Origin of the sequence: Sphingopyxis sp. Root1497, assembly GCF_001427085.1 — a bacterium.
GTDB lineage: Bacteria > Pseudomonadota > Alphaproteobacteria > Sphingomonadales > Sphingomonadaceae > Sphingopyxis.
This window is the reverse complement of the sequence record NZ_LMGF01000003.1, coordinates 1,301,554-1,324,997: the sequence shown is the minus strand read 5'-3', so window position 1 is coordinate 1,324,997 and position 23,444 is coordinate 1,301,554. Positions and strand designations below refer to the sequence as shown.

Sequence of the window (23,444 nt, the reverse complement as noted above, 5' to 3'; positions counted from 1 at the left end):
GCCGCGCAATCGCGACACCGCTGCAACGGAATCGCAAGCGAGGGGTATTGCGGGGATGACGGAAATCGCCACGCCGGGTCAGCTACGCATGTCTTATCTGCGCTGGGCGCTGGTGACGGTTCCAGCGGTCGTCCTGCTCGGCAGCCTCTCCGGGCTGCTGTCGAACAGCGGCTATGGCAATCGCTGGTTCGCATCGCTCGACCTGCCCGCGATCACACCGCCGGGGTGGGTTTTCGCCACGGTGTGGCCCGCGCTCTACATCTGCCTCGGCCTCTCGCTCGCGATGGTTCTGCATGCGCGCGGGGCGAAGGGACGCGGCATGGCGCTGCTGCTCTTCTTCGTTCAGCTGATCGCCAATTTCGCCTGGTCGCCGCTGTTTTTCGGCGCGCACGAGGTGACCAAGGCTTTTTACCTGATCGTGTTCATCCTGCTGATGACGATCGCCACCGCCTTCGCCTTCGCCCCGATCCGCAAGGCGGCGGCGTGGCTGCTCGTCCCCTATATGATCTGGCTGAGCTTTGCCGCGATCCTCAATTTCCAGATCGATCAGCGCAATCCCGACGCCGAAGCCCTTGTCCCGCACGCGGCAAGCACCCAGATATAGCCCGGCAAGGGGTCTCTCCCCCGACGAAGGAAGTAAGACATGCAGAGCGAAAACCGCTTTTTCGATGATCTGGCCAAGATGGTGAATGGCGTTGCCGGAACCGTCGCCGGCGCCGGCCGCGAGGCCGAAACCGCGATGCGCGAGCGCGCCAAGGAATGGATCGGCCGCATGGATTTCGTCAGCCGCGAGGAATTCGAGGCGGTGAAACAAATGGCCGCCACCGCGCGCGCCGAGGCCGAAGCGCTGAAGGCGCGGCTCGACAAGCTGGAAGGCGTGAGCAAGGCCGATACCGTCAGGACGCCCCCGGGCAAACCGGCGGCCAAGCCCGCCGCGGCGCGCAAGCCCAAGGCCTGACGCAGCGACTCGCCACCTTGCGCGTTTGTCGCTAAAGGCGCGCGCATGAGTGACGATATCTACGACGAAGACGACGGCCATGACGCGGCGCCGATGGAAATGCTGGCGTCCTATTTCGCCGCGCACGACTGGCCGCACGAAATGGTCGGCGAGGACGAGATCGTCGCGACCGCGCAGGGCAGCTGGACGACCTATGAACTGCGCGCCGTTTGGCGCGCCGACGACGGCGTCATCCAGCTGCTCGCTTTTCCCGACATCCGCGTCGTCGAGGACAAGCGCGCTGTCGCGCACGAAGCGCTGGCGCTGATCAACGAACAGCTCTGGCTCGGCCATTTCGAACTGTGGTCGAACAGCGGCACGATCCTGTTCCGCCACGGCCTGTTGCTCGGCAGCGAGGCCTCGCTGCCGCTCGACCTGACCGAGACGCTGATCGAAAGCGCGATCGACGAATGCGAGCGCTTTTACCCGGTGTTCCAGTTCGTGCTGTGGGGCGGCAAAAGCCCGGCGGAAGCGCTGGCGGCATCGCTGATCGAAACGCGCGGCGAGGCCTGACGCCCGCCCCTATTCCGTTTGTGTAGCGCGAAGTCGAGACAGGTGAAGGCGCGCACGATATCAGCGTGTCTCGACTTCGCTCGACACAAAAGGGTTGAGAGATTCGTTTAGCGCTTCTCGAACCGCGTCAGCCCCGCACCCAGCTCATTCTGCCCGATCGCCAGCGCCTCGCCGCTCCAGTCGGCGACGAACACCGATTTGCGGTCCATGCCGGCGGGCAGGGTCGCGCGATTGCCCTCGATCACCAGCCCGCGCGACGGGTTCTTGCGCTCCTCGGCGGCGACCGCGATCAGAGCGGAGTAATTTTCCTTGTCGCGGCCCTGGATCAGCATGTTGTTCGCGATCCGGCCGACCGATCCCGACGGCAGGTCGATCATATAGTTGGTCGCTGTGCCCTGCGTGTCGTCGAAGCTGTTGTCGCGCACATCGACCTGGATGCCGCGCGACTTGAAATAATGGCCGCCGCTGCCCTTTTCGAAACGCGTGCGGGTGACGACGACACGGCCGTAAATGCCGGTGTAGACGCTGTGCGCGCAGCTCAGCCCGCGGTCGCAGCGGCCGAGGCGCGAGAAGGTCGACCGGTCGATGGTCAGCGTCGCCTCGGGATCGTCAGCGGTAAGGATGCCTTCCTCGCTGTTGCGGAACAGGCTGTTGGCGATTTCGAGGTCGCTTTTCTCCAGCCGGATGCCCGCGCCATTGCCGTCGGGCACGCGCATATTCTGGAACACGATCCCGTCGACCTTCGCGCCCGCGCCGCGCAGTACCAGCGCCGCCTTGCCCTCGCAGGTCACACCGTCGAAGATCGCACGGCCCGGTTCGGCGGCGACGAAGGCGATGCGCCCGGCGGTCTGGATCGCGCAGTCGCGATGATAGCCCGGCGCGATGGTGATCGTCCCCTGTCCCTCACCGATCGCGTCGACCGCATCCTGCAGGCGCGAGAAGCCCCGGCCGTCGATGCTGTAGGGGGCACCGCCACCGGTTTGCGCGGGCGCGGGGGCGGCAATAACCGCAGCGGCGATGAGCAGCGCGGTGACGAGGCTGGGACGAATGCGGATCATCGCGCACCTATAGGCGACGGGGGCGGGGCAGTCGTTTGCAAGGCTGGTTAATATCGGCGCCGTCCCGAAAGCGGACGGTTGACGTGCTATGGGTTAAGGGCAGGTTTGGGACAGTTAGCTGCCATTCGCTGCAGCTCGGTTTGCTGCCATTCCACCGCATGGCGCAGACTCGTTTTTCATACCGTCCTCAACTGCGATGCGAATCCGTTTGCCAGCAACTGTAACCGATGCGGGGACGTCCATCTTCTTCGCACTATCAAATCGGAGAACCAGCGTGTTGGCGTCATTCCAGTGAAGGTCGATGCCATATGCACAATCACTTCGAACGGCGCCGTATAAACTGCCGGCATTGACGGGCTTTTCACCTCGATGGTCCGCCGGGTGAAGCTCAATCAGGTAACCGAAGGAGGTCGTGGCGCCGCCGTTTGTTTCCAGCAAGATCGCATGAACGCGCCCATCAGGCGATTTAGCCCAAGCCACTTCGTCCCGAGAAGAGCCGCCGAGCGCATCGGTGCAAGACACGAGCAAGAACAGCAAAATCGCGATTTGGGTGCGCATCTTTGATTAGTTGCCACCTTAGCAGCATGACCGCAAACGTCCGAAACCCACCCCTTACCGCCAGGGTCGGATCGTCATATTGGGCGAATAATAGGTCAGATATTGCGCCAGCCGCGGCTTGTCCGAGCGGTTCGGGCTTGCCGCATGGGGCAGGTCCTGGCGCCAGATGATCAGGTCACCGGCCTTGCCCGCGATGTGCTTCACGTCCGCCGAGAGGTCGGCCTCGCGCGGGTTGGCGCCGTCGAGGCCCGCCAGCCAGCCATCGATGCGCTTGTGAAAACCGGGCACGCAGCGGAATGCGCCCTGATCCTCGGCAGTGTCGCTGAGATAGAGGACCGCCTGCGTTCCGAACGGGATCGGCTGGACCAGGCTGGCATCCCAATGCACGTCCGATCCCGCGAACGGCCGGTCGGCGCGCTCGGGCGGGTTGAAACCCATGCGGTCGATCGTCACCCACAGATTTTCGCCGCCCCATAATTGGGCGAAGGCCTTATGGACGCGCGGGCTGCGCCGCGCGGCCTCAAGCGCGGGATGTTGGAAATGCGGCACCATGATGCCGTTGGTCTTCGCCGTGAACCAGCTTTCGACATCGTCGGGCGACGCGTCGATCACCCCCCAGAGCAGCGCCTTGACCGCCGCAATCTCGTCTGCACCGATCGCGTCGGACAGGATCACATAGCCATGCGCGTCCCAATGGGCGAGCGCGGCGGCGTCGAGCACGTCGGGCATCGCCGCGATCGCGTCGAGTTGCGCTTGCGCGTCCCCGCCCGGCGGCATTTCATAGAGCCAGGCGTGATAGCGATCGACGAGGCGCGGGTCGGGCGGACCGGCGGTTTCGAGGATCCACGCCTGGAAACCCGCATAGTCGGGTTTCACCTGATAAAGCTGTTCGAACACCTGCTGGTTGCCGAGGCCCAGCGTGTCGAGCAGCAGCTTTCCCACCATCTCGTCGAGCGGCGGTCCCTTGCCGCTGTGCGACGCCCAAAATTCCTCGAGACAGGCGATTTCAAGCACTTCGGACATGGACAGCCTTCGTCAGTCGAGGTTGGGGCGCAGCCAGCGCGTCGCGGTCTCGATATCGACCCCGCGCCGCTCTGCATAGTCCGCAAGCTGATCGCTGCCGATCCGCGCCACCCCGAAATATTGGCTCTCGGGATGGCCGAAATAGAAACCGCTGACCGCAGCGGTGGGCAGCATCGCATAGCTTTCGGTGAGCACCAGCCCGGCCGTGTCACCCGCCTGCAACAGGTCGAACAGGATCGGTTTCAGGCTGTGGTCGGGGCACGCCGGATAGCCGGGCGCCGGACGGATGCCGCGATATTCCTCCTTGATCAGCGCCTCGTTGGTCAGTTGCTCACCGGGCGCATAACCCCACAAGGTCGTACGAACATGCTGGTGCAGCCGCTCGGCAAAGGCCTCGGCGAAGCGGTCGGCGAGCGCCTTCAGCAAGATGTCCGAATAATCGTCCTTGTCGGCGCGAAAGCGCTCCGAATGCGGCTCGATGCCGTGGATGCCGACCGCGAAACCGCCCATCCAGTCGCCCGCCGGGTCGATGAAGTCGGCAAGGCACATATTGGCGCGGTCGCGGCTCTTCTTGATCTGCTGGCGCAGGAAGGGGAGCGTCACATGGCGCTCTTCCTCGGCGAGGTGGATAGTTACGCTGTCGCCGTCGCGGGCGCAGGGCCAGAAGGCGCAGACGCCGCGTGCGGTCAGCCATTTCTCCGCGATCAACTGGTCGAGCATCGCATCGGCGTCGGCCTTGAGCGCCCGCGCGGTTTCGCCGACGATCTCGTCGTTCATGATCGACGGCCAGGTGCCGTGCAATTCCCACGCCCGGAAGAAGGGCGTCCAGTCGATGCAATCGCGCAAATCCTCGAGCGACCAGTCGTCGAAGCGGTGCAGCCCGGGCTGGAGCGGCGGCGGCGGTTTGTCGCTGAGATAGGCGTCGTAATAATTGGCGCGCGCCTCTTCGAGCGTATGCAGCACGCTCTGTCCCTTGCCCGCGCGCACGTCGCGAACATGGGCGTAGTCGTCCTTGAAGCCCTGCACATAAGCGTCGCGCCCGGTGTCGCTGACCAGCGCGGTCGCAACGCCGACCGCGCGGCTCGCGTCGAGCACATGGAGCACCGGCCCCTTGTACGCGACGTCGATGCGCAGCGCGGTGTGGACCCTCGACGTCGTCGCGCCGCCGATCAGCAGCGGCATCGTCATGCCCGCGCGCTGCATCTCCTCGGCCACCGTCACCATTTCGTCGAGCGAGGGCGTGATCAGCCCCGACAGGCCGATGATGTCGGCGTCATTCTCGTTCGCCGCCTCGAGGATTTTCGACCAGGGCACCATGACGCCGAGATCGACGATCTCGAAGCCGTTGCACTGGAGCACGACGCCGACGATATTCTTGCCGATGTCGTGGACGTCGCCCTTGACGGTCGCCATCACGACCTTGCCCTTGCCCTTCGCGCCCGGCTCCTTCGACGCCTCGATGAAGGGCAGCAGATGCGCCACCGCCTTCTTCATCACGCGCGCCGATTTCACGACCTGCGGCAGGAACATCTTGCCCGATCCGAACAGGTCGCCGACGACGTTCATGCCGTCCATCAGCGGCCCCTCGATCACTTCGATCGGGCGCGGCAGCAGCAGGCGCATTTCCTCGGTATCGTCGACGACATAGGCGTCGATGCCCTTGACCAGCGCATGTTCGAGCCGCTTGGCGACCGGCCAGCCGCGCCATTCCTCGGCGGCCTTCTCCTGCGCCGGATTGCTGCCCTTGTAACGTTCGGCGAGCGCGATCAGCCGCTCGGTCGGCGATTCCACCTCTCCTTCAACCTTGCGGTTGAGCACGACATCCTCGCACGCCTGGCGCAGTTCGGGGTCGATCGTGTCATAGACGTCGAGCTGCCCCGCGTTGACGATCGCCATGTCGAGCCCGGCGGGGATCGCATAATAAAGAAAGACGCTGTGCATCGCGCGGCGTACCGTCTCGTTGCCGCGGAAGCCGAACGACAGGTTGGAAAGCCCGCCCGAAAAATGGACGTGCGGGCAACGGACGCGGATCACCTTGACCGCCTCGATGAAATCGACGGCATAATTGTCATGCTCTTCCAATCCCGTCGCGACCGCGAAGACATTGGGATCGAAGATGATGTCCTCGGGCGGAAAGCCGATACCCACGAGCAGCTTGTAGGCGCGCTCGCAGATTTCGATCTTGCGTTCCATCGTGTCGGCCTGTCCGACCTCGTCGAACGCCATGACGACGACCGCGGCGCCATAGGCCATGCATTTGCGCGCATGTTCTAGGAACGGCTCTTCGCCCTCCTTCATGCTGATCGAATTGACGATCGGCTTGCCGGGGACGCATTTCAGCCCCGCCTCGATCACGCTCCATTTCGAGCTGTCGATCATCACCGGGACCCGCGCGATATCGGGTTCGGCGGCGATGAGCTTGAGGAAGGTCGTCATCGCATATTCGGCGTCGAGCAGACCCTCGTCCATGTTGACGTCGATGATCTGCGCGCCATTCTCGACCTGCTGGCGCGCGACCTCGACCGCCGCGGTATAGTCGTCGGCGAGGATCAGCTTCTTGAACGCCGCCGAGCCGGTGACGTTGGTGCGCTCGCCGATATTGACGAAATTGGTGGCGGAGGAGGAAGCGGTTTCGGTCATCTGATCCATCTTCTCCCCTCCCGCTTGCGGGAGGGGTCGGGGGAGGGCTTGTTCAATCATCGTCGGTCGGTGCGGGGTGAGACAGGCCCTCCCCTAGCCCCCTCCCGCAGGCGGGAGGGGGCTAGGCCGCCATCGTGAAGGGTTCGAGGCCGGCGAGGCGTGTGCGCACCGGCACCTGCGGCAGGTGGCGCGGCGTGAGGCCGGTCACCGCCTTTGCCATCGCCGCGATATGCGCAGGGGTCGAACCGCAGCAGCCGCCGAGAATATTGACCTGGCCATGCTCGGCCCATTCGCCGACAAGGCCCGCGGTGGTGTCGGGCATCTCGTCATATTCGCCGAGTTCGTTGGGCAGCCCGGCGTTGGGATAGACCATCACCAGCGCGTCGGCGATTTCCGATAGCACTTTCACATGCGGCCGCAGCTGCGCCGCGCCGAACGAGCAGTTGAGCCCGATCGTCAACGGCTTGGCGTGGCGCACCGCGTACCAGAAGGCCTCGACCGTATGCCCCGACAGGTTTCGGCCCGACAGGTCGGTGAGCGTCATCGAGATCATCAGCGGCAGCTCGCGCCCGACCTTCGCCTCGGCCTCGATCACCGCGGCGATGCCCGCCTTGGCATTGAGCGTATCGAAGATCGTTTCGATCAGGATGAAGTCGGCGCCGCCCTCGGCCAGCGCGATCGTTTGCTCAAGATAGACGGTCTTGAGATGGTCGAAGTCGATCTCGCGAAACCCGGGATCGTTGACGTCAGGCGACAGGGACAAGGTCTTGTTGGTCGGCCCGATCGCGCCGGCGACAAAGCGCGGGCGCCCATCCTTCTCGGCATATTCGTCGGCGAGCCGCCGCGCTATTTTCGCACTCTCGACATTGATATCGCGGACCAGATGCTCGGCCCCGTAATCCGCCTGGCTGATCATATTGGCCGAGAAGGTGTTGGTCGAGACGATGTCCGATCCGGCGTCCAGATAGGCGCGGGTGATCGTCTCCGGCACCTCGGGCTTGGTGATCGCGAGGATGTCGTTGTTGCCCTTCTGGTCATGGCTCAGCCCGAGCGACCCGGCATAATCCGCCTCGGCCAGCTTCCAGTTCTGAATCTCGGTCCCGAACGCACCATCGGTGAGCAGGATGCGTTCCTTGGCGGCAGCGATCAGGGCTTCGCGGGCGGTGGTCGTCATGCGGCTTTCTCCGTCGCGGGCGCCGCCGGACGAACCCCCAGCATATGGCAGATCGCATAGCTGAGTTCGGCGCGGTTGAGCGTGTAGAAATGGAAGTCGCGAACCCCGCCCGCATAAAGCCGGCGGCAAAGTTCGGCGGCGGTCGTCGCGGCGACGAGCTGGCGCGCGGCGGGGAGGTCGTCGAGTCCCTCGAACAACGAAGCCAGCCAGCGCGGCACGTCGGTGCCGCACATCGCCGACATGCGCTGGATCGCGGCGAAATTGCTGACCGGCATGATGCCGGGCAGGATCGGCGCGGTGATGCCCGCCGCCGCCGCGGCATCGCGGAAACGGAAGAAGGTATCGGGTTCGAAGAAGAATTGCGTCATCGCGCGGGTCGCCCCGGCGTCGAGCTTGCGCTTGAGATTGTCCAGATCGGCCTGCGGACTCAGCGCCTCGGGGTGCATCTCGGGATTGGCGGCAACCGAGATCTCGAACGGCGCGATCTCGAGCAGGCCCGACACCAGATCGGCGGCGCAGCCATAACCATCGGGGTGGGCGCGGAAGCTCTCGCCCTTCACCGGCGGGTCGCCGCGCAGCGCGACGACGTGGCGGATGCCGGCATCCCAATAGGCCTGCGCAACCTCGGCGATCTCGTCGCGGCTGGCATCGACGCAGGTCAGGTGCGCGGCGGCGGGGATGCCCGTTTCCTGAACGATGCGCGCGACGGTCGCGTGGGTGCGCTCGCGCGTCGACCCGCCCGCGCCATAGGTCACCGATACGAAGCGCGGACCGAGCGGTTCGAGCGTGCGGATCGAGTCCCACAAAGTCTCGCCCATCTTATCGGTCTTGGGCGGGAAAAATTCGAAGCTGATGCCGATGTCGCCGGCAAGTCCGGCAAACAAGGGCGACGCGGCGGCGCGATGCGCCTCCGCCAGCGAGTTGAGATTGGTCGTCATGCCGCAAGCCTTTTGCGCTGCCCGTCCTCGCGAACGGGGGATTGATCTTCGTCCGAGCGGCGGCGGCCGAGCCAGAGCTTGACCGCCAGATCGCCGCCTTCGAGCGTTTGCGAATTTTCGAGCACCATGCCCGCCGAGGCGAACCAGCCGCGCATCTGCGCGTCCGAAAAGCCGAGGCGCGCGTGCGCGGCGACGTTGCGCATTTCCTCATCCTCGTGCGGCGCGAAATCGACGATCAACAGATGCCCGCCGCCCCGCAGCACCCGGCTGGCCTCGGCGATCACGCGGTCGGGTTCGTGCGCGAAGTGCAGCGCCTGATGGATCACGATGCTGTCGATCGTCGCGTCGTCGAGCGGCAGGTTCAGGAAATCGCCCTGCACCAGGTCGATCGGCACCGGCTGGTCGGCGAGCTTGGCGCGCGCGATGCGCAGCATTTCGGGGCTGCGGTCGAGCGCGGTGATACGGCGCACGCTCGGCGCAAAAATCTCCGCCATCCGGCCCGTCCCGGTGCCGATATCGAGCAGATGGCCGAGCCGGCGGCCCGCCACCAGCGCGAGCATCGCCGCCTCGACTTCGCTTTCGGGAATATGGCGCGAACGGATCGCGTCCCATTCGGCGGCATGATCGGCGAAATAGCGTTCGGCAACCGCGGCGCGTTCGGTGCGAACCGCGGCAAGCCGCTGCGCGTCATAGCCGATGATCAGCGCCTCGCGCGGCGAGAAGGGCCAGAGTTCGGCGCGCGCCAGGATTTCGCCGACCGGACCACCCTCGGCGATACGCAGGAACACCCAGCTCCCCTCGCGGCGGCGCTCGATGATCCCGGCGTCGGCAAGGATACGGACGTGGCGCGACACACGCGGCTGGCTTTGTTCGAGGACGACCGCAAGCTCGCCGATCGCCAGTTCCATCTCGCGCAGCAAGGCGACGACTCGCAGGCGGGTCGGGTCGGCCAAGGCACGGAAAATGTCGATAAGCTCGGTCACATACACACATATAAAGATTTCTTTATATCCAGTCAACCGAGCGCGGTGCCGCATTTCCGGCGCCTTTCCCAAAGATGAACGACCGCCTCGTCTCATTTGCGCCAGACCACGCAAAAAGCCCGTTGCACCGGATTCTGCGAAATTGTAGCGGTAAGGGCGGTTGGCAACTCGCCGGGTTCGGAATGGACCGTCTCCGGAATGCTACCGATCAGTTCAATCGAGAGGGGTATTCCCATATGAAAAAGTCGATCACTCTGTCGCTCGTCCTCGCCGCCTCGCTGGGCCTCGCCGCTTGCGGCGAAAAGAAGGCTGACGAAGCCGCAACCCCCGAAGCGACGACCGAAGCCACCACCGAAGGTGCTGCCGACGGTGCGATGGACGCCGCTGCCGGTGCCGCCGACGCGACCGCCGCTGCCGCTGGCGAAGCTGCCGACGCCGCGACCGGCGCCGCCGACAAGGCTGGTGAAGCTGCCGACAAGGCCGGTGAAGCTGCCAAGGCCGCTACCGAAGCGACCGACGCTGCCAAGGCTGCTGTCGACGCTGCCAAGAAGTAAGCGTTCCGCCAGCCTTTCGGCTGAAGGAATAAGGGGTCGCCGGTGCAAGCCGGCGGCCCTTTTCCGTTTTGGAACAAGGGCCAGCGCCCCGCACCGCTGCTCTACGGTTGCCAAGCGCACGGCGGGGGGTTAGTCCTTGCCGTCAGGGACCGGATGCCGGTCACCTTGGCATTCGAAAGGAATTACCATGCGTAAACTTATCATCGCGTCGATCGCCGCTGCGGCTTTCAGCCTGACCGCCTGCTCGGAAAAGGCGAAGGAAGAAACCTCGGAAGCCGGCGCCGCCGTCGCCGATGACGCCGCCGCTGCCGGCGATGCCGTTGCCGCCGGTGCAGCCGATGCCGCCGACGCGACCGCCGCTGCCGCCGACAAGGCCGGCAACGCCGTCGAAGGCACCGTGAACGCCGCCGGCGACGCCGCTGCCGCCGCTGGCGACAAGATCAAGGACGAAACCGCCAAGGCCGAAGCCAACGACAAGAAGTAAGTCGTTGGCGCGCTGACGCGTGCATCAAAAAGAGGGCTCCATTCCAAAGCGGATGGAGCCCTTTTTTGCGGGAGAGAAACGATGCCGAACCGCAGGACCGCTACGCTGGCCCCCGTTGCCGCAGCGCTGATGCTGATGACCGGGTGCGGCGGCACCGACAATGAACCCGGCCCGGGCGGCGTGACCGTCGGCGAGGCCAAGGCGCTCGACGACGCCGCCGACATGCTCGAAAGCCGCGATGGCACGGCGCCCCCCGACGCGACCGCCGCCGATCGGGATCAGGCGAAGAAATAACCGCCTTCCGTCCGCGCCGCCGCGGCGCTAGAATGGAGGCGTCCCGCGACTGGCGCTGAAGATGGAGTCCCATCGGGAAGCGGGACGGACCGATCGGTCCTGCGAGCCGCGCGCCTGGGTGATCCATCGCCAGCGCAAGGACACGCCCATGACCGATATCCGGCCGATCACCATCGTCTTCCTGCTGTTCCCCGGTATCACCCAGCTTGACTTCACCGCGCCCGCTCAGGCCTTGAGCCGCATGCCCGGGGCCACACTCGTCGGTGCGGCGGCGAACCTCGATCCGATCGTCACCGACAGTGGCTTTTCAATCCTGCCGACGCATGATTTCGCCTCGGCGCCGCAAGCCGACATTCTCTGCGTTCCCGGCGGCCACGGCGTCGTCAACGCTTTGGGCGATCAGGCAACGATCGCTTTCATCGCGCGGCAGGCGGCGGGCGCCGCATGGGTGACGAGCGTGTGCACCGGCGCCTTCCTGCTCGGCCGCGCCGGATTGCTCGCGGGCAAGCGCGCGACGACGCATTGGGGCTACACCCATCTTTTGCCGCGCGTCGGCGCCGAACCGGTGAAAGCACGCGTCGTCGAACATGGCAATATCGTCACCTGCGGCGGCGTGACCTCGGGCCTCGATTTCGCGCTCACCCTGATTGCGCGGCTGAAGGGCGAGGCCGTCGCACAAGCGATCCAGCTTGCGATCGAATATGACCCCGCGCCGCCCTTCGCCGGCGGCCATCCCGACCGGACACCCGCCGCGATTACCGCCGGTCTGAAGACGCGGGTCTATGATGCGGCGGCGGCGCGGATGGAGGCGGCGCTGACGCCGCCCTAGCGGCAGTCGGTCAGCGCAATCTCGAACAGCTTCGACCAATATTTGCCGGTGACGAACAAGCGCTTCTTGTTCGCGTCCCACGCGATGCCGTTGAGCACCGCGTCGGGATCGCCAACGCCTGCCGTCGCGCTCAATCCCGTCAGGTCGACATATGATTTGACGGTTCCCGTTGCGGGGTCGATGCGCACGATCGCGTCGGTCATCCAGACATTGGCCCAGATTTCGCCCTTGATCGTTTCGAGCTCGTTGAGCATCGCCAGCGGCCGGCCGGCGAAGCGCACCGTAACCTTGCCCTTTTCGGTCATTGTCGCGGGATCGAAAAAGCGCAGGTCGGGCGTGCCATCGCTGAGAACGAGATCGTCGCCGACCATCGTGACCCCCCAGCCCTCGCCCTTGTAGCGGAAATCGCCGATCGGTTTCAGGTCCTGGAGCCGCCAGCGATGGCCGACGCCGCCCTGCCAGGTGACGCCGATGATCTGGTCGCGCCAGCGCGTGATGCCCTCACCGAACTCGTCGACGGGCAGCTTCGTTTCGGCGAGCGCCTTGCCCGTCGCAAGGTCGAGCCGCGCGAGGCGCGAGCGGCCATATTGGCCGGTACCTTCGTAAAGATAGCCATCGTGCCAGAAGAGCCCCTGGGTGAAGCTGTCCTTGTCGTGCGGATAGGTCTCGACGATGCGATAGCCGCAGCGCGGCACCGTCGGCAGTGCGGGCTCGGCCACGGCGGGCGCGGGGGCCGGCGCGGGCGGGGTGGCGACGGCGGGCAGCGCGAGCGCCGCCGCAGCGATCAGGAGCACGCGCGACGCGATCATGCCACCGGCTCCGACGGCGTCTTGGCCGCGAGCCGCAGTTCCTCGATCCGCGCATGAGTCGCGAGCAGGGGTGCGGCGGCGGCGCGCAGCGCGGGCGACGCCTCGCGCTGCTTGGCCGCGGAATCGCCGGTGAAGGCCTGTCCGGGCGCCTTCGAATAGCGCCCACCCGCCGCGACGATCTTGTCGAGCGAGGCCGCATCGGGCGCGACCCCGAAATGCGGCAGGAGCGCGTCGGTCAAGGCGGCGGGAAGCTGGTCATAGTTGAGCAGCAGGCAATCGCCGTCGACCGCGTCCGCCGCGGCCGAGCAGATGCGTCCGAGGATCCACGCGGGATAATCCTCCGCCGCCGCGCCTTCCGCCGGATCGACACCATAGGCCTCGAGCGGCAGCACCCGGGGCCGGCAATGCATCCCCGGTCGGCGCTGCTGCGATACCAGCACCTCGACGGGATCGCGGTAGAGAAAGGTCCAGGGTGTGTCGGGCCATATACCGCGGAGCAACGGCAGCACGAGAGCGTGCCAGGCGTCGAGCTTGATGAAGCGATGCCGTGCATCGCCGCCGCGGTCGCGGGTCAGCGCGCCGGCCATCGCGCGGATCGCAGCGGGCGACACCTGCCCCAGTCCGACAAGCTGGATCACCGTGTCGAGGACCGGCGGTTCGGCGAGGACGATATGGTCGGGCGCCGCGCCGAGCATCTGGCCGACGAGCGTCGAACCGCAGCGCGACATGTGGAAGACGAGTCCGTCGGGCGGCGACGCCTCGACGAAAGGCTCGATCGCCGACAGCGGGGTCGCGGTGCGCATCAGCCGGTTGAACGGCAGCAGCCGGACCTTGCGCCATGTTTCTTCGAAAAAGGGATCGGTCAGCGGCAGGCCGGCGAAATGCAGCCATTCGATGACGATCGCACCCTGATAGGGTTTGAGTTCGACCGGCAACCAGTGGCGCGGCGGCGCCTCGGCCAGCCGCAGCGCGGGCAGTTCCTGCTCCATCTGCGGCGTCGCGGCGCGGGCAAGGCCGGCGGCAAAGGCATCGCGGGCGATCGGCAGGCCGAGTTCGGCGGCATAAGCCGTGATCGCGTCGAGAAAGGTCGCCGTATCGGCAAGCGGAGCAAGCCGGAGCTGCGCCGCCTCATCGGCCAGCAGCGCGGCGCGGAGGCGGTCGATGGGCGTGGCGGTCGTCATGCCGCCTCCATGCCCTTCCCTCGCTTGTCCCGCAAGCGCGAGGGACAAAGGGAAAGGGCCGGAGAGTTTCCTCCCCGGCCCTTCCTGTCAGCTTGCGCCGAGCGATGGGTGCAACAAGGACTTTAGAAGTCCATGCCGCCCATGCCGCCCATGCCGCCGCCGCCCATGGGCATGGCGGGCTTGTCGTCGGGCGTTTCGGCGATGCCGGCTTCGGTGGTGATCAGCAGACCGGCAACCGAGGCGGCATCCTGCAGCGCGATGCGGACGACCTTGGTCGGGTCGATGACACCGGCCTTGACCAGGTCTTCATAGACGTCGGTCGAGGCGTTGAAGCCGAAGCTCGTGTCCTTCTGGTCGAACAGCTTGCCCGCGACGACACCGCCGTCGAAGCCCGCGTTTTCGGCGATCTGGCGAACCGGAGCCTGCAACGCGCGACGGATGATGTCGATGCCGCGGGTCTGGTCTTCGTTGATGCCCGACAGGCCTTCGAGGGCCTTGGTCGCGTACAGCAGCGCCGTACCGCCGCCGGGGACGATGCCTTCTTCGACCGCAGCGCGGGTTGCGTGGAGAGCGTCGTCGACGCGATCCTTGCGTTCCTTCACTTCGACTTCCGAAGCGCCGCCGACCTTGATCACCGCAACACCGCCGGCGAGCTTCGCCAGACGTTCCTGCAGCTTTTCCTTGTCGTAGTCGCTGGTCGTCGTTTCGATCTGGGCGCGAATCTGTTCGACGCGGCCCTTGATCGTTGCGGCTTCACCGGCACCGTCGACGATGGTGGTGTTGTCCTTGTCGATGGTGACGCGCTTGGCCTGGCCGAGCATGGCGAGCGTGACGGTTTCGAGCTTGATGCCCAAGTCTTCGCTGATCATTTCACCGGCGGTGAGGATCGCGATGTCCTGCAGCATCGCCTTGCGGCGATCGCCGAAGCCCGGTGCCTTGACGGCCGCGACCTTCAGGCCGCCGCGCAGGCGGTTGACCACCAGCGTCGCGAGCGCTTCGCCTTCGATGTCTTCGGCGATGATCAGCAGCGGGCGACCCGACTGAACCACGGCTTCGAGGATCGGCAGCATCGCCTGCAGGTTCGAGAGCTTCTTTTCGAAGATCAGGATGTACGGATCGGCCAGCTCGACGAGCATCTTTTCCGGGTTGGTGATGAAGTAGGGGCTCAGGTAGCCGCGGTCGAACTGCATGCCTTCGACGACGTCGAGCTCGAAATCGAGGCCCTTGGCTTCTTCGACGGTGATCACGCCTTCCTTGCCGACCTTTTCCATCGCTTCGGCGATCTTCTCGCCGACTTCGGTGTCGCCATTGGCCGAGATGATGCCGACCTGGGCGATTTCAGCGGTGCCCGAAACGGGCTTCGACTGTGCCTTGATCGTTTCGACAACCTTGGTGACCGCGAGGTCGATGCCGCGCTTCAGGTCCATCGGGTTCATGCCGGCGGCAACCGACTTCATGCCTTCGCGCACGATCGCCTGGGCGAGAACGGTCGCGGTGGTGGTGCCGTCGCCGGCCTTGTCGTTCGCCTTCGATGCGACTTCGCGCAGCATCTGGGCGCCCATGTTTTCGAACTTGTCCTTGAGTTCGATTTCCTTGGCGACGGTGACGCCGTCCTTGGTGATGCGGGGCGCGCCGAAGCTCTTGTCGATCACGACGTTGCGGCCCTTGGGACCGAGGGTGACCTTCACCGCGTCGGCGAGGGTGTCGACACCGCGCAGGATGCGTTCGCGCGCGTCGCGCGAGAATTTGACGTCTTTAGCAGCCATGTGCTTGTTCCTTTGAAATGCACGGAAAACCGCGCAACTTTACACTGAAATCGCATCCGCAAGGGACGCGGGGACGGTTCAGGCGATGACGCCCAGAATGTCCGATTCCTTCATGATCAGCAGCTCTTCGCCGTCGACCTTGACTTCGGTGCCCGACCATTTGCCGAACAGGATGCGGTCGCCCGCCTTGACGTCGAGCGGGGTCACCTTGCCATCATCGGCGCGGGTACCGGTGCCGACCGAGACGACTTCGCCCTCCTGCGGCTTTTCCTTGGCGGTGTCGGGGATGATGATGCCGCCGGCCGTCTTTTCTTCGGCTTCGATACGGCGGACAAGCACGCGGTCGTGCAGCGGACGAAATTGAGCCATGGGACTCCCTCCAAATGATACGAACTATAGTCCTTTAGCACTCGCCACGGGGGAGTGCTAACAGGCGGGCATATGGGTGGGAGTCAGATAGGCGTCAAGGCGACTCCCACAAGATTCTTGTGAAGTTTTTGCGTCAGGCCGGTAACAGGCCGAGCCGGGCGCGCATCCGCCAGCGCAGCAGCAGCAGCCCGGCAACGAGCACCAGCCCGACCGCCAGCCCGATCCACACCCCGACTCCGGCCCATGGCGTCCAGAAGCCGAGGTAGATCGCGGTGCCATAACCGCCGATCCAGTAACCGCAGATCGCGATGATCATCGGGGTGCGCGTGTCCTGCAGCCCGCGCAGCGCCCCCGCCGCGACCGCCTGCGCACCATCGAACAGCTGGAAGGCGGCGGCGACCACCAGGAACTGCATCGCGAAGCCGACGAGCGCGGCGTTCTTCGCGGCGTCGACGTCGACATAGATCGAGAGGACGAGCGACGGGAACAGCCACATCGTCAGCGCGGTGACGCCCATGAAGCCGATGCCGAGTATCATCGCAGCGGTCCCGGCATAGGAAATGCCGCGATGGTCGCCCGCGCCATAGGCCAGGCCCACACGGATCGTCGCCGCCTGTGCGACGCCGAAGGGGATCTGGAAAGCCAGCGCCGCGACCTGCAGCGCGATGGTATGGCCCGCAAGCTGCGCCTCGCCGATGCGACCCATCAGGAAGGCCGCGCCGGTGAACAGCCCTGCCTCCGCCAAAATGGTCAGTGCGATCGGCGCGCCGATGCGCAACATTTCGAAAAAGCGCGTCCATTCGCTGCGCCACCAATTGCCGAACAGGTGATAGCGCCGCAGCCGCCGGTCGGACTGGATGATGACGACATAAGCGAGCAGCATCAGCGTGCTGGTGATCACACTGGAGATCGCCGAGCCATGAAGGCCGAGCGCGGGCATGCCGAGATTGCCGAACACCAGCATCCAGTTGCCGAGCGCGTTGACCCCAAGCGCACCAAAGGTGATCGCGGTCGCGATCGTCGGCCGGCCGAGCGCCGAGACGAAGATGCGAAGCACGCTCGCCGCGATCATCGGGAACATGCCCCACATCAAGATGAGCAGGAACCCGGCGGCGCGCGTCGACATGTCGGCGCCCTGCCCCGTCGCGATCATGATCGGCCCGCCCGCGGCACAGATACCCATAAAGACCGTGGCAACGAGCGCGCTCAGCCACAGCGCCATGCGCACCGTGCGCCGCACCTCGCGCACCGCATGTTTGCGGCGGCCGAGTTCGGCGGCGATCAGCGGCGCGGACGCCCCGACCAGTCCCGAGCCGGTCCACAACAGCAACCCGAAGATCGAAACGCCGAGCGACGAGGCGGCGAGCGCCGCGTCGCCGAGCCGCGCCACGAAGATCACGTCGATCGCATGGACGAGCATCTGCAACAGGTTCGCGGCCGCCAGCGGCCAGGCGAGCGCCAGCGTCGCCCGAAATTCGGTGCGAAGACCCGACGGAACATCCGCGGTCAGGGGGGTGGCGGTCTGCAACACAGCCGGCCCGAATAGGCGCGGCCGCAGGGGGTTTCAATCGAGCGTTGGTGCCGGGCCCAAGATTGTCGGCGATGGTGGCATATTGGCCACATTCAGCGATCAGCGCAGGCCGGGGTGATAGGGCTCCATCAGATAGATTTCGACGCGCCGGTTCGCCGCATCGCCTGGGTCGCGGCCTGGCAGCGGTGTCTCCGCGCCTTTGCCGGTCCAGGTCAATGTTCCTTCCGGAATCCCCTTCAGCGCGAGTTGTTCCGCCATTTTAATGGCCATGTTCGATGCGTCGCGGCTGTTACCGCCCTTTTCCACATGACCCTCGACAACGACCAGACCCGGACAATTCCGCCATGCGAGCCAGGCGCTGTCGGCCGCCTGCTTCCATTGCGGTTGCAGATCGGTACGCCCGGGCAAGGCGGCGATGCGAAAGGGATTGGTTCCGGGGCACCGCGCGGGTTTGTCCTTTCCCGCCACCCCGGTCGCGGCCGGGGCGGCGGCGGGATTGTTCGGCACAGGCACGCCTTGCGACGGACGTTCGGACAGCGGGCCGTCGATTGCCGCATTCTGTGCCTTGTCGCTGGTCGTGAAACGATCGAAAAGCGCGATCGTACCGAACAACAGCAGCACGGCGATTGCGACGGTCCAGCCGTGACGACCTATCCATGATAGCGGGGATACGGCGGCGGATTCGGCTGGTGCCGGTGTCGGGATGGAGGTCGCCGGCGGCGCGATATCGGCTGCGGGCGCCGTGGCTTGCGCCAGGGATAAGGCGGGCTCGGGCCGGATCAGCAGCGCCAGCCGCTGCCTCGCCTTGTCGACCAGCGGATCGCCGGGGTTGTCCGCAATCCATGCGCGCCAGCGATCTGCGTCGGTCTCCTGTTCGCAACCGACATAATCACCGAGCCCCAGCCGTCCAACGAGGCGTCCGATCCGCGATACGATCTGGCGCCAGCCCTCGCTCGCCTGAAAATCGCGATGGTTGAACAGGTCGATCGCCTGCACCGACGCGAATTCGAGCGGCGGCAGGCAATCGTCGAGCCGGATCGCGACCAGCCGGTTCGTCTGCCGCCCGCTACGCGCCTCGGCGCGGATCCAGTCGCTGTCGGCGGCGCGTTCGGACCAGAGCACGAGCACCGCGCTGGCGCCGCGCACCTCGCGCTCGATCTCGCGGTCGAAATCGGTACCGGGTTCGATATGCGCGTCGAACCACACCGATAGTTTCAGGTCGACGAGCGCGTTGTAGATCGCGACGCAGCGCGCCCGCTCCTCGCGCTTGTAGCTGATGAAGACGTCGGTCATCTTTGGCCTAATGCTTCACGCCGTCATTTGCTCCACAGCATCGCCATTTCGACCGCAAAGGCGATGAAGGTCGCGGTCAGCCCGACAACGAACAGCCGATAGGCATAGGCCAGATAGCGATATTTGCGCCGCGCCAGCACGATGCCGTTCTGATAGGTGTCGCGCAGCATCGTTTCGTAAATATCTTCCTCGGTGCGCAGCCGCGTCTTCACCGCGTCGATAAACTCATCCTCCTCCATCTGCGAAAAGCGCCCGAAGAACAGGATATTGCTGTGGTCCTTGCCGTCCTTGTAGACGATCGGCGGCGCCCTGCCGACGCGCGGCAGGACGGCGGAGATCGCGAGCAGCGCCGACAGGAAGGAAAAGGTCGCGAGGATCGCCAGCGGTATGGCGAGCGCCCCCGCCCCGGCGCGCGCCTGGCCGATCGCGAGGGTGAAGACGACGAAGGTCGCCCCCATCAGGATCGACGCCTTTTGGTCCGCCATCTGGGACAGCGTCAGCGTGATCTGCTGGTTGGTGCGCACCAGATGGACCGCGTTCGGCGGAAAGCTGATCGCGGGCGGCGGCGCTGCCGCCCCGGTCGGGTTCCTGGTCTCGCTGGCCTTGTCGTCCATCGGCTTGCCCCTGCCATGCCTGTGTGGTGCGACCCGCAGCAGCGATGGCACGTCCGTCCGGCGCGGGCAAGATGCTGCCCGAATCCCGCCGCATTCGCTTGCCAAGCAGGGGACAGCGCGGCATGCCCGCGCGCAACATTCTTTCTTTAAGGGACGCACCCCTATGAGCACCGCCCTCACCGACCAGATCCACGGCCTGATCGAACCGTTCAACAAGAAGGGCGTCGAGCTGAGCGACGCCACCACCTTTGCCGGCGATCTCGAATGGGACAGCCTGACGGTGATGGATTTCGTCGCCGAGGTCGAGGACACCTTCGACATCATCATCAGCATGAACATGCAGGCCGAGATCGAAACCGTCGGCCAGTTGATCGCCGCCGTCGAAAAGCTGCAGGGCTGATAGCTTTGTGTTCCCCGGCGAACGCCGGGGCCCATGCGATATCGCGCCACTCATCTGGACCCCGGCTTTCGCCGGGGAACACGGAAGACCAAAAATGACCGACCTTTTTTCGAAATTCGATCCGCTGATCCAGCAGCGCGAGGATCTGCTCGCGACAGGCGTCACCGATCCGTATAATCTGGTGATGGAGAAAGTCGTCTCTCCGACCGTCGCGATCTGCAACGGGCGCGAGACGATCCTGCTCGGCACCTATAATTATATGGGCATGACCTTCGACGAGGACGTCATCGCCGCGGGCAAGGATGCGCTCGACAAGTTCGGCAGCGGTACCACCGGCAGCCGCGTCCTCAACGGCACCTATCAGGGCCACAAGGAGTGCGAAGAGGCGCTCAAGGAATTTTACGCCATGGATCATGCCATGGTGTTCTCGACCGGGTACCAGGCGAATCTCGGCATCATTTCGACGATCGCCGGCAAGGGCGACTATGTCATCCTCGACATCGACAGCCATGCGTCGATCTATGACGGCTGCGCGATGGGCAATGCCGAAATCGTCGCGTTCCGCCACAACGACGTCGAAGCGCTTGAAAAGCGCCTGAAGCGCCTGCCTCCTGAGGCAGGCAAGCTTGTCGTGCTCGAGGGCGTCTATTCGATGCTCGGCGACATCGCGCCGCTGAAAGAGATGATCCGCGTCTCGAAGGAGGCCGGCGCGATGATACTGGTCGACGAGGCGCATTCGATGGGCTTCATCGGCGAACATGGCCGCGGCGTCGCCGAGGCGCAGGGCGTGCTCGACGACGTCGACTTCGTCATCGGCACGTTCAGCAAGAGCGTCGGCACCGTCGGCGGCTTCTGCGTTTCGAACCACCCGAAGTTCGAAATCCTGCGGCTCGTCTGCCGTCCTTATGTGTTCACCGCCTCGCTGCCGCCGAGCGTCGTCGCGACCGCGGCGACGAGCATCCGCAAGCTGATGCACGGGTCGAACAAGCGCGCCCATCTGTGGGAAAATTCGAAGCTGCTGCACAAGGGTCTGCGCGATCTCGGCTTCACGCTCGGCACCGAAGAGCCGCAGTCGGCGATCATCGCGGTCATCATGCCCGACCTCGAACAGGGCGCGATGATGTGGGAAGCGCTGCTCGAAGAGGGACTCTACGTCAATCTCGCGCGTCCGCCCGCGACCCCGGCGGGCATGACCTTGCTGCGCTGTTCGCTCTGCGCCGAGCATAGCAGCGAACAGGTCGGCGAAATCCTCGGCCGCTTCGAACGTGCGGGCAAACGCGTCGGCATTATCGGCTGAATCGAGTGGGCTGGCCGACCAGCGGACTCATTTTCGGGGCGAGTTGACGGGGCCAACGCCTGGCGACCCGTTCGCGGCTTTTCCACGCGGCGCTTGTCCGGTACAAGCGCCGCGTGTTCGAGCGGGATTATGACAGCGAAAACGATGGCCGGCGGGAGCGTCTCCGCTTCTGGCTGACGATCGGCGTCGGCGCCATCCTCGTCGGGGTCGTCGTCGCGCTCGTCCTGCTCGTGACCCGCGCCAACGACAATTACGACCGCTCGCTCGGCTGGCAGGCCCACAGCCTCGAAGTCATATCGCAAACGCGAAGCCTCGACGCCGCGCTCGCGCGGTCGGAGGCGGCGCTCGGGCGTTTCGCGGTCGGGCTGCAGAAAGAGGATGGCCGCGTCTATCAGCAGCAATGGGGCCTCGCGCGCCAATATCTGACATTGCTGCGGCGCAACGTCCGCGACAATCCCAAGGCGGCCGAACTGGTCGGGCAGTTGACGACCGAACTCGACCGCCGCGGCGCGCAGCTCGGCGACGCGGCGCTCAGCGCCAACTACCGGCAGACGATCGCGGCGATCTCAAAATATAACGCCGCGGGCCACGACGTCGCGCTGATCCGCATCGACCGCTTGCTGACCCAGTTGATCCAGAACGAGCGCACCCTGCTCGCCGAGCGCAATCGCCTTGCCGCCTCGGACCGCGACAGCCTCAACCAGGCGATCCTGCTATTTTCGCTGCTCGGTGCCGCCGCCGCGATCATCGCCATCGCCGCAACCTTTTCGCTAATCCGCGCCGAGGGCGATCGCCGACTGGCGCGCCGCGAACAATTCGCCGAGACCGACCGCGCAACCCAGCTCGAAGCCGCAGTCGCCGACCGCACCGCCGAGCTGGCTCAGGCGAACCTCGCGCTGCGCAACGAGATGACCGAGCGCGCGGTGGCCGAGGACCAGCTGCGCCAAGCCCAGAAGATGGAGGCGGTCGGCCAGCTGACCGGCGGCATCGCACACGACTTCAACAATATGCTGGCGGTCGTCGTTGGCGGGCTCGAACTCGCGCAGCGCTGGCTCGCCGACGCGCCCGACAAGGCGCAGCGACACATCCACAATGCGCTCGACGGCGCCAACCGCGCCGCCGACCTGACCCGCCGCCTGCTCGCCTTCGCGCGGTCGGAACCCGCACGGCCCGAGATGATGGTGGTCGACGACAGCATCGCCGCCTTTGCCGAACTGATCGAACGCACGATCGGCGACCGCATCGCGCTGACGCTCGACCTGCAGGCGCCGGGACTCGCGGCGTGGCTCGACCGCCAGCAGTTCGAAAATGCGCTGCTCAACCTGGCGGTCAATGCGCGCGATGCGATGGAGAGCCATGGTTCGCTGACGATCCGCACGCTCGGCGACGGCGAGGATGAACCCGCAGCGCTCGCGGTGCAGGTAATCGACACCGGCTGCGGCATGTCGCCCGATGTGCTCGAACGCGTCTTCGACCCCTTCTACACCACCAAGCCCGCGGGACAGGGCACCGGCCTCGGCATGAGCCAGGTCTTCGCTTTCTGCCGCCAGTCCGACGGCGAGGTGCAGATCCAGTCGACCGAGGGCGAAGGCACCAGCGTCGCTATGCTGCTGCCGGTGATCAAACGGCCCGAAGCCATGCCGACCGAAATCGTCGCATCGCCGGTGGCCGCGACCGAGGCCGCAAGCGAAGCGCTGCATATATTGGTCGTCGAGGACGATCCGCGCGTGCTCACCGCGACGGTCGAGGCGGTCGAGGAACTGGGGCACCGCGCGGTCGCGTGCAACGATCCGCGCGACGCCGCGGCGCTGGTCGAAAAACACGGCTTCGACCTGATCCTGTCCGATGTGCTGATGCCCGACCTCACCGGCCCCGAGCTAGTCGCCGAGCTGAAACAGCGCTGGCCCGGTCTCGCGGTGCTGTTCGTGACCGGCTTCGCCGGCGACGCGAGCGAGGTCGCGGCGTTCGGCGACCATGACGTGCTGCGCAAGCCCTTCACCCTGACCCAGCTCGATCAGGCGATCCGGCGGAGCAGTGAACCGCGGCCGACGGAAAAGATCGCGGCATTCGGCTGAGGCTGAGTGGCTGGTCGGGGGTGGGAAGCGGACCTTGGCGATCCTCCCCGTCGCGGAGCGATGG

The 23,444-nt window shown here is 65.5% G+C and carries 24 protein-coding genes and 1 riboswitch; of the genes, 10 read left to right on the top strand and 14 right to left on the bottom strand.

What is annotated here, in order from left to right:
• Positions 1-55 precede the first annotated feature (55 nt).
• Genes ASD67_RS09800 through ASD67_RS09790 form a run of 3 tightly spaced genes read left to right on the top strand, consistent with a single transcriptional unit; the run spans position 56 to position 1,510 of the window.
• Positions 56-604: a TspO/MBR family protein gene (locus ASD67_RS09800; RefSeq protein WP_056346385.1), complete on the top strand. Its 549-nt coding sequence runs from the start codon at positions 56-58 to the stop codon at positions 602-604.
• Between the two features lie 39 nt (positions 605-643).
• On the top strand, positions 644-958 hold the full coding sequence (locus tag ASD67_RS09795; RefSeq protein ID WP_056346383.1) for an accessory factor UbiK family protein: 315 nt from the start codon (positions 644-646) through the stop codon (positions 956-958).
• Positions 959-1,003: 45 nt separating this feature from the next.
• On the top strand, positions 1,004-1,510 hold the full coding sequence (locus ASD67_RS09790) for a YbjN domain-containing protein (protein WP_056346382.1): 507 nt from the start codon (positions 1,004-1,006) through the stop codon (positions 1,508-1,510).
• 107 nt (positions 1,511-1,617) lie between these two features.
• On the opposite strand, the gene ASD67_RS09785 is transcribed toward ASD67_RS09790, so the two are convergent.
• The 7 genes from ASD67_RS09785 to ASD67_RS09760 form a co-directional block, all read right to left on the bottom strand.
• On the bottom strand, positions 1,618-2,568 hold the full coding sequence (locus ASD67_RS09785; protein WP_056346380.1) for a right-handed parallel beta-helix repeat-containing protein: 951 nt from the start codon (positions 2,566-2,568) through the stop codon (positions 1,618-1,620).
• 114 nt (positions 2,569-2,682) lie between these two features.
• Positions 2,683-3,126, bottom strand: a complete 444-nt coding sequence (locus tag ASD67_RS23015) for a hypothetical protein (RefSeq protein WP_156377636.1) — start codon at positions 3,124-3,126, stop codon at positions 2,683-2,685.
• A gap of 54 nt (positions 3,127-3,180) precedes the next feature.
• Entirely contained in the window at positions 3,181-4,149 is a 969-nt protein-coding gene (locus ASD67_RS09780; protein WP_056346378.1) for a phytanoyl-CoA dioxygenase family protein, read from the bottom strand.
• 12 nt (positions 4,150-4,161) lie between these two features.
• A complete protein-coding gene (metH, locus tag ASD67_RS09775; RefSeq protein WP_200938019.1) occupies positions 4,162-6,789 on the bottom strand; it encodes a methionine synthase in 2,628 nt (875 codons plus the stop codon).
• Between the two features lie 121 nt (positions 6,790-6,910).
• Positions 6,911-7,963 (bottom strand): homocysteine S-methyltransferase family protein, encoded by a 1,053-nt coding sequence (locus tag ASD67_RS09770; protein WP_056346374.1) that lies wholly within the window; start codon positions 7,961-7,963, stop codon positions 6,911-6,913.
• Positions 7,960-8,901, bottom strand: coding sequence for a methylenetetrahydrofolate reductase [NAD(P)H] (metF, locus tag ASD67_RS09765; RefSeq protein WP_056346372.1), 942 nt, complete (start codon positions 8,899-8,901; stop codon positions 7,960-7,962). Before metF ends, ASD67_RS09770 begins: the two co-directional genes overlap by 4 nt.
• Entirely contained in the window at positions 8,898-9,884 is a 987-nt protein-coding gene (locus ASD67_RS09760) for an ArsR/SmtB family transcription factor (protein WP_056347243.1), read from the bottom strand. Before ASD67_RS09760 ends, metF begins: the two co-directional genes overlap by 4 nt.
• 236 nt (positions 9,885-10,120) lie before the next feature.
• Here ASD67_RS09760 and ASD67_RS09755 point away from each other — a divergent pair, with 236 nt between their 5' ends.
• The 4 genes from ASD67_RS09755 (at position 10,121) to ASD67_RS09745 (ending at position 12,045) form a co-directional block, all read left to right on the top strand.
• The gene (locus ASD67_RS09755) at positions 10,121-10,438 is read left to right on the top strand and encodes a hypothetical protein (RefSeq protein WP_056346370.1); all 318 of its coding nucleotides are present in this window, start codon (positions 10,121-10,123) and stop codon (positions 10,436-10,438) included.
• A 187-nt stretch (positions 10,439-10,625) separates the two neighbouring features.
• The gene (locus ASD67_RS09750; RefSeq protein WP_056346368.1) at positions 10,626-10,922 is read left to right on the top strand and encodes a hypothetical protein; all 297 of its coding nucleotides are present in this window, start codon (positions 10,626-10,628) and stop codon (positions 10,920-10,922) included.
• An 81-nt stretch (positions 10,923-11,003) separates the two neighbouring features.
• The gene (locus tag ASD67_RS22620) at positions 11,004-11,216 is read left to right on the top strand and encodes a hypothetical protein (RefSeq protein WP_082544937.1); all 213 of its coding nucleotides are present in this window, start codon (positions 11,004-11,006) and stop codon (positions 11,214-11,216) included.
• 35 nt (positions 11,217-11,251) lie between these two features.
• Positions 11,252-11,343, top strand: a riboswitch (ZMP/ZTP riboswitch).
• 21 nt (positions 11,344-11,364) lie between these two features.
• Positions 11,365-12,045 (top strand): DJ-1/PfpI family protein, encoded by a 681-nt coding sequence (locus tag ASD67_RS09745; protein WP_056346366.1) that lies wholly within the window; start codon positions 11,365-11,367, stop codon positions 12,043-12,045.
• On the opposite strand, the gene ASD67_RS09740 is transcribed toward ASD67_RS09745, so the two are convergent.
• The 7 genes from ASD67_RS09740 to ASD67_RS09710 all read right to left on the bottom strand — a co-directional run bounded on the left by ASD67_RS09740 (position 12,042) and on the right by ASD67_RS09710 (position 19,608).
• Entirely contained in the window at positions 12,042-12,854 is an 813-nt protein-coding gene (locus tag ASD67_RS09740; RefSeq protein WP_056346364.1) for a glutaminyl-peptide cyclotransferase, read from the bottom strand. The genes ASD67_RS09745 and ASD67_RS09740 overlap by 4 nt on opposite strands.
• Entirely contained in the window at positions 12,851-14,035 is a 1,185-nt protein-coding gene (locus ASD67_RS09735; protein WP_056346362.1) for a hypothetical protein, read from the bottom strand. Before ASD67_RS09735 ends, ASD67_RS09740 begins: the two co-directional genes overlap by 4 nt.
• A 122-nt stretch (positions 14,036-14,157) precedes the next feature.
• Positions 14,158-15,801 (bottom strand): chaperonin GroEL, encoded by a 1,644-nt coding sequence (gene groL, locus ASD67_RS09730; protein ID WP_056346359.1) that lies wholly within the window; start codon positions 15,799-15,801, stop codon positions 14,158-14,160.
• 78 nt (positions 15,802-15,879) lie between these two features.
• Positions 15,880-16,170, bottom strand: a complete 291-nt coding sequence (gene groES / locus ASD67_RS09725; RefSeq protein ID WP_056346358.1) for a co-chaperone GroES — start codon at positions 16,168-16,170, stop codon at positions 15,880-15,882.
• A 133-nt stretch (positions 16,171-16,303) separates the two neighbouring features.
• Positions 16,304-17,701 (bottom strand): MATE family efflux transporter, encoded by a 1,398-nt coding sequence (locus ASD67_RS09720; protein ID WP_200938002.1) that lies wholly within the window; start codon positions 17,699-17,701, stop codon positions 16,304-16,306.
• Positions 17,702-17,800: 99 nt separating this feature from the next.
• Positions 17,801-18,994, bottom strand: coding sequence for a TIR domain-containing protein (locus ASD67_RS09715; RefSeq protein WP_056346356.1), 1,194 nt, complete (start codon positions 18,992-18,994; stop codon positions 17,801-17,803).
• Positions 18,995-19,017: 23 nt separating this feature from the next.
• Positions 19,018-19,608: a Pycsar system effector family protein gene (locus tag ASD67_RS09710; protein WP_056346354.1), complete on the bottom strand. Its 591-nt coding sequence runs from the start codon at positions 19,606-19,608 to the stop codon at positions 19,018-19,020.
• Between the two features lie 163 nt (positions 19,609-19,771).
• On the opposite strand from ASD67_RS09710, the gene ASD67_RS09705 reads away from it, so the two are divergent.
• From ASD67_RS09705 to ASD67_RS09695, 3 genes are all read left to right on the top strand, one after another.
• Positions 19,772-20,008 carry an acyl carrier protein gene (locus ASD67_RS09705; RefSeq protein WP_056346352.1) on the top strand — a complete coding sequence of 79 codons (237 nt, stop codon included), beginning with the start codon at positions 19,772-19,774 and terminating at the stop codon, positions 20,006-20,008.
• A gap of 94 nt (positions 20,009-20,102) precedes the next feature.
• On the top strand, positions 20,103-21,305 hold the full coding sequence (gene spt, locus ASD67_RS09700) for a serine palmitoyltransferase (protein WP_056346350.1): 1,203 nt from the start codon (positions 20,103-20,105) through the stop codon (positions 21,303-21,305).
• A gap of 113 nt (positions 21,306-21,418) precedes the next feature.
• A complete protein-coding gene (locus ASD67_RS09695) occupies positions 21,419-23,380 on the top strand; it encodes a response regulator (RefSeq protein ID WP_056346347.1) in 1,962 nt (653 codons plus the stop codon).
• Positions 23,381-23,444 lie beyond the last annotated feature (64 nt).

Excerpts from the sequence above, each read along its gene's own strand:
- ASD67_RS09800 (WP_056346385.1), top strand. The coding sequence starts at position 56 with ATGACGGAAATCGCCACGCCGGGTCAGCTACGCATGTCTTATCTGCGC.
- ASD67_RS09795 (WP_056346383.1), top strand. The coding sequence starts at position 644 with ATGCAGAGCGAAAACCGCTTTTTCGATGATCTGGCCAAGATGGTGAAT.
- ASD67_RS09790 (WP_056346382.1), top strand. The coding sequence starts at position 1,004 with ATGAGTGACGATATCTACGACGAAGACGACGGCCATGACGCGGCGCCG.
- ASD67_RS09785 (WP_056346380.1), bottom strand. The coding sequence starts at position 2,568 with ATGATCCGCATTCGTCCCAGCCTCGTCACCGCGCTGCTCATCGCCGCT.
- ASD67_RS23015 (WP_156377636.1), bottom strand. The coding sequence starts at position 3,126 with ATGCGCACCCAAATCGCGATTTTGCTGTTCTTGCTCGTGTCTTGCACC.
- ASD67_RS09780 (WP_056346378.1), bottom strand. The coding sequence starts at position 4,149 with ATGTCCGAAGTGCTTGAAATCGCCTGTCTCGAGGAATTTTGGGCGTCG.
- metH (WP_200938019.1), bottom strand. The coding sequence starts at position 6,789 with ATGACCGAAACCGCTTCCTCCTCCGCCACCAATTTCGTCAATATCGGC.
- ASD67_RS09770 (WP_056346374.1), bottom strand. The coding sequence starts at position 7,963 with ATGACGACCACCGCCCGCGAAGCCCTGATCGCTGCCGCCAAGGAACGC.
- metF (WP_056346372.1), bottom strand. The coding sequence starts at position 8,901 with ATGACGACCAATCTCAACTCGCTGGCGGAGGCGCATCGCGCCGCCGCG.
- ASD67_RS09755 (WP_056346370.1), top strand. The coding sequence starts at position 10,121 with ATGAAAAAGTCGATCACTCTGTCGCTCGTCCTCGCCGCCTCGCTGGGC.
- ASD67_RS09750 (WP_056346368.1), top strand. The coding sequence starts at position 10,626 with ATGCGTAAACTTATCATCGCGTCGATCGCCGCTGCGGCTTTCAGCCTG.
- ASD67_RS22620 (WP_082544937.1), top strand. The coding sequence starts at position 11,004 with ATGCCGAACCGCAGGACCGCTACGCTGGCCCCCGTTGCCGCAGCGCTG.
- ASD67_RS09745 (WP_056346366.1), top strand. The coding sequence starts at position 11,365 with ATGACCGATATCCGGCCGATCACCATCGTCTTCCTGCTGTTCCCCGGT.
- ASD67_RS09740 (WP_056346364.1), bottom strand. The coding sequence starts at position 12,854 with ATGATCGCGTCGCGCGTGCTCCTGATCGCTGCGGCGGCGCTCGCGCTG.
- ASD67_RS09735 (WP_056346362.1), bottom strand. The coding sequence starts at position 14,035 with ATGACGACCGCCACGCCCATCGACCGCCTCCGCGCCGCGCTGCTGGCC.
- groL (WP_056346359.1), bottom strand. The coding sequence starts at position 15,801 with ATGGCTGCTAAAGACGTCAAATTCTCGCGCGACGCGCGCGAACGCATC.
- groES (WP_056346358.1), bottom strand. The coding sequence starts at position 16,170 with ATGGCTCAATTTCGTCCGCTGCACGACCGCGTGCTTGTCCGCCGTATC.
- ASD67_RS09715 (WP_056346356.1), bottom strand. The coding sequence starts at position 18,994 with ATGACCGACGTCTTCATCAGCTACAAGCGCGAGGAGCGGGCGCGCTGC.
- ASD67_RS09710 (WP_056346354.1), bottom strand. The coding sequence starts at position 19,608 with ATGGACGACAAGGCCAGCGAGACCAGGAACCCGACCGGGGCGGCAGCG.
- ASD67_RS09705 (WP_056346352.1), top strand. The coding sequence starts at position 19,772 with ATGAGCACCGCCCTCACCGACCAGATCCACGGCCTGATCGAACCGTTC.
- spt (WP_056346350.1), top strand. The coding sequence starts at position 20,103 with ATGACCGACCTTTTTTCGAAATTCGATCCGCTGATCCAGCAGCGCGAG.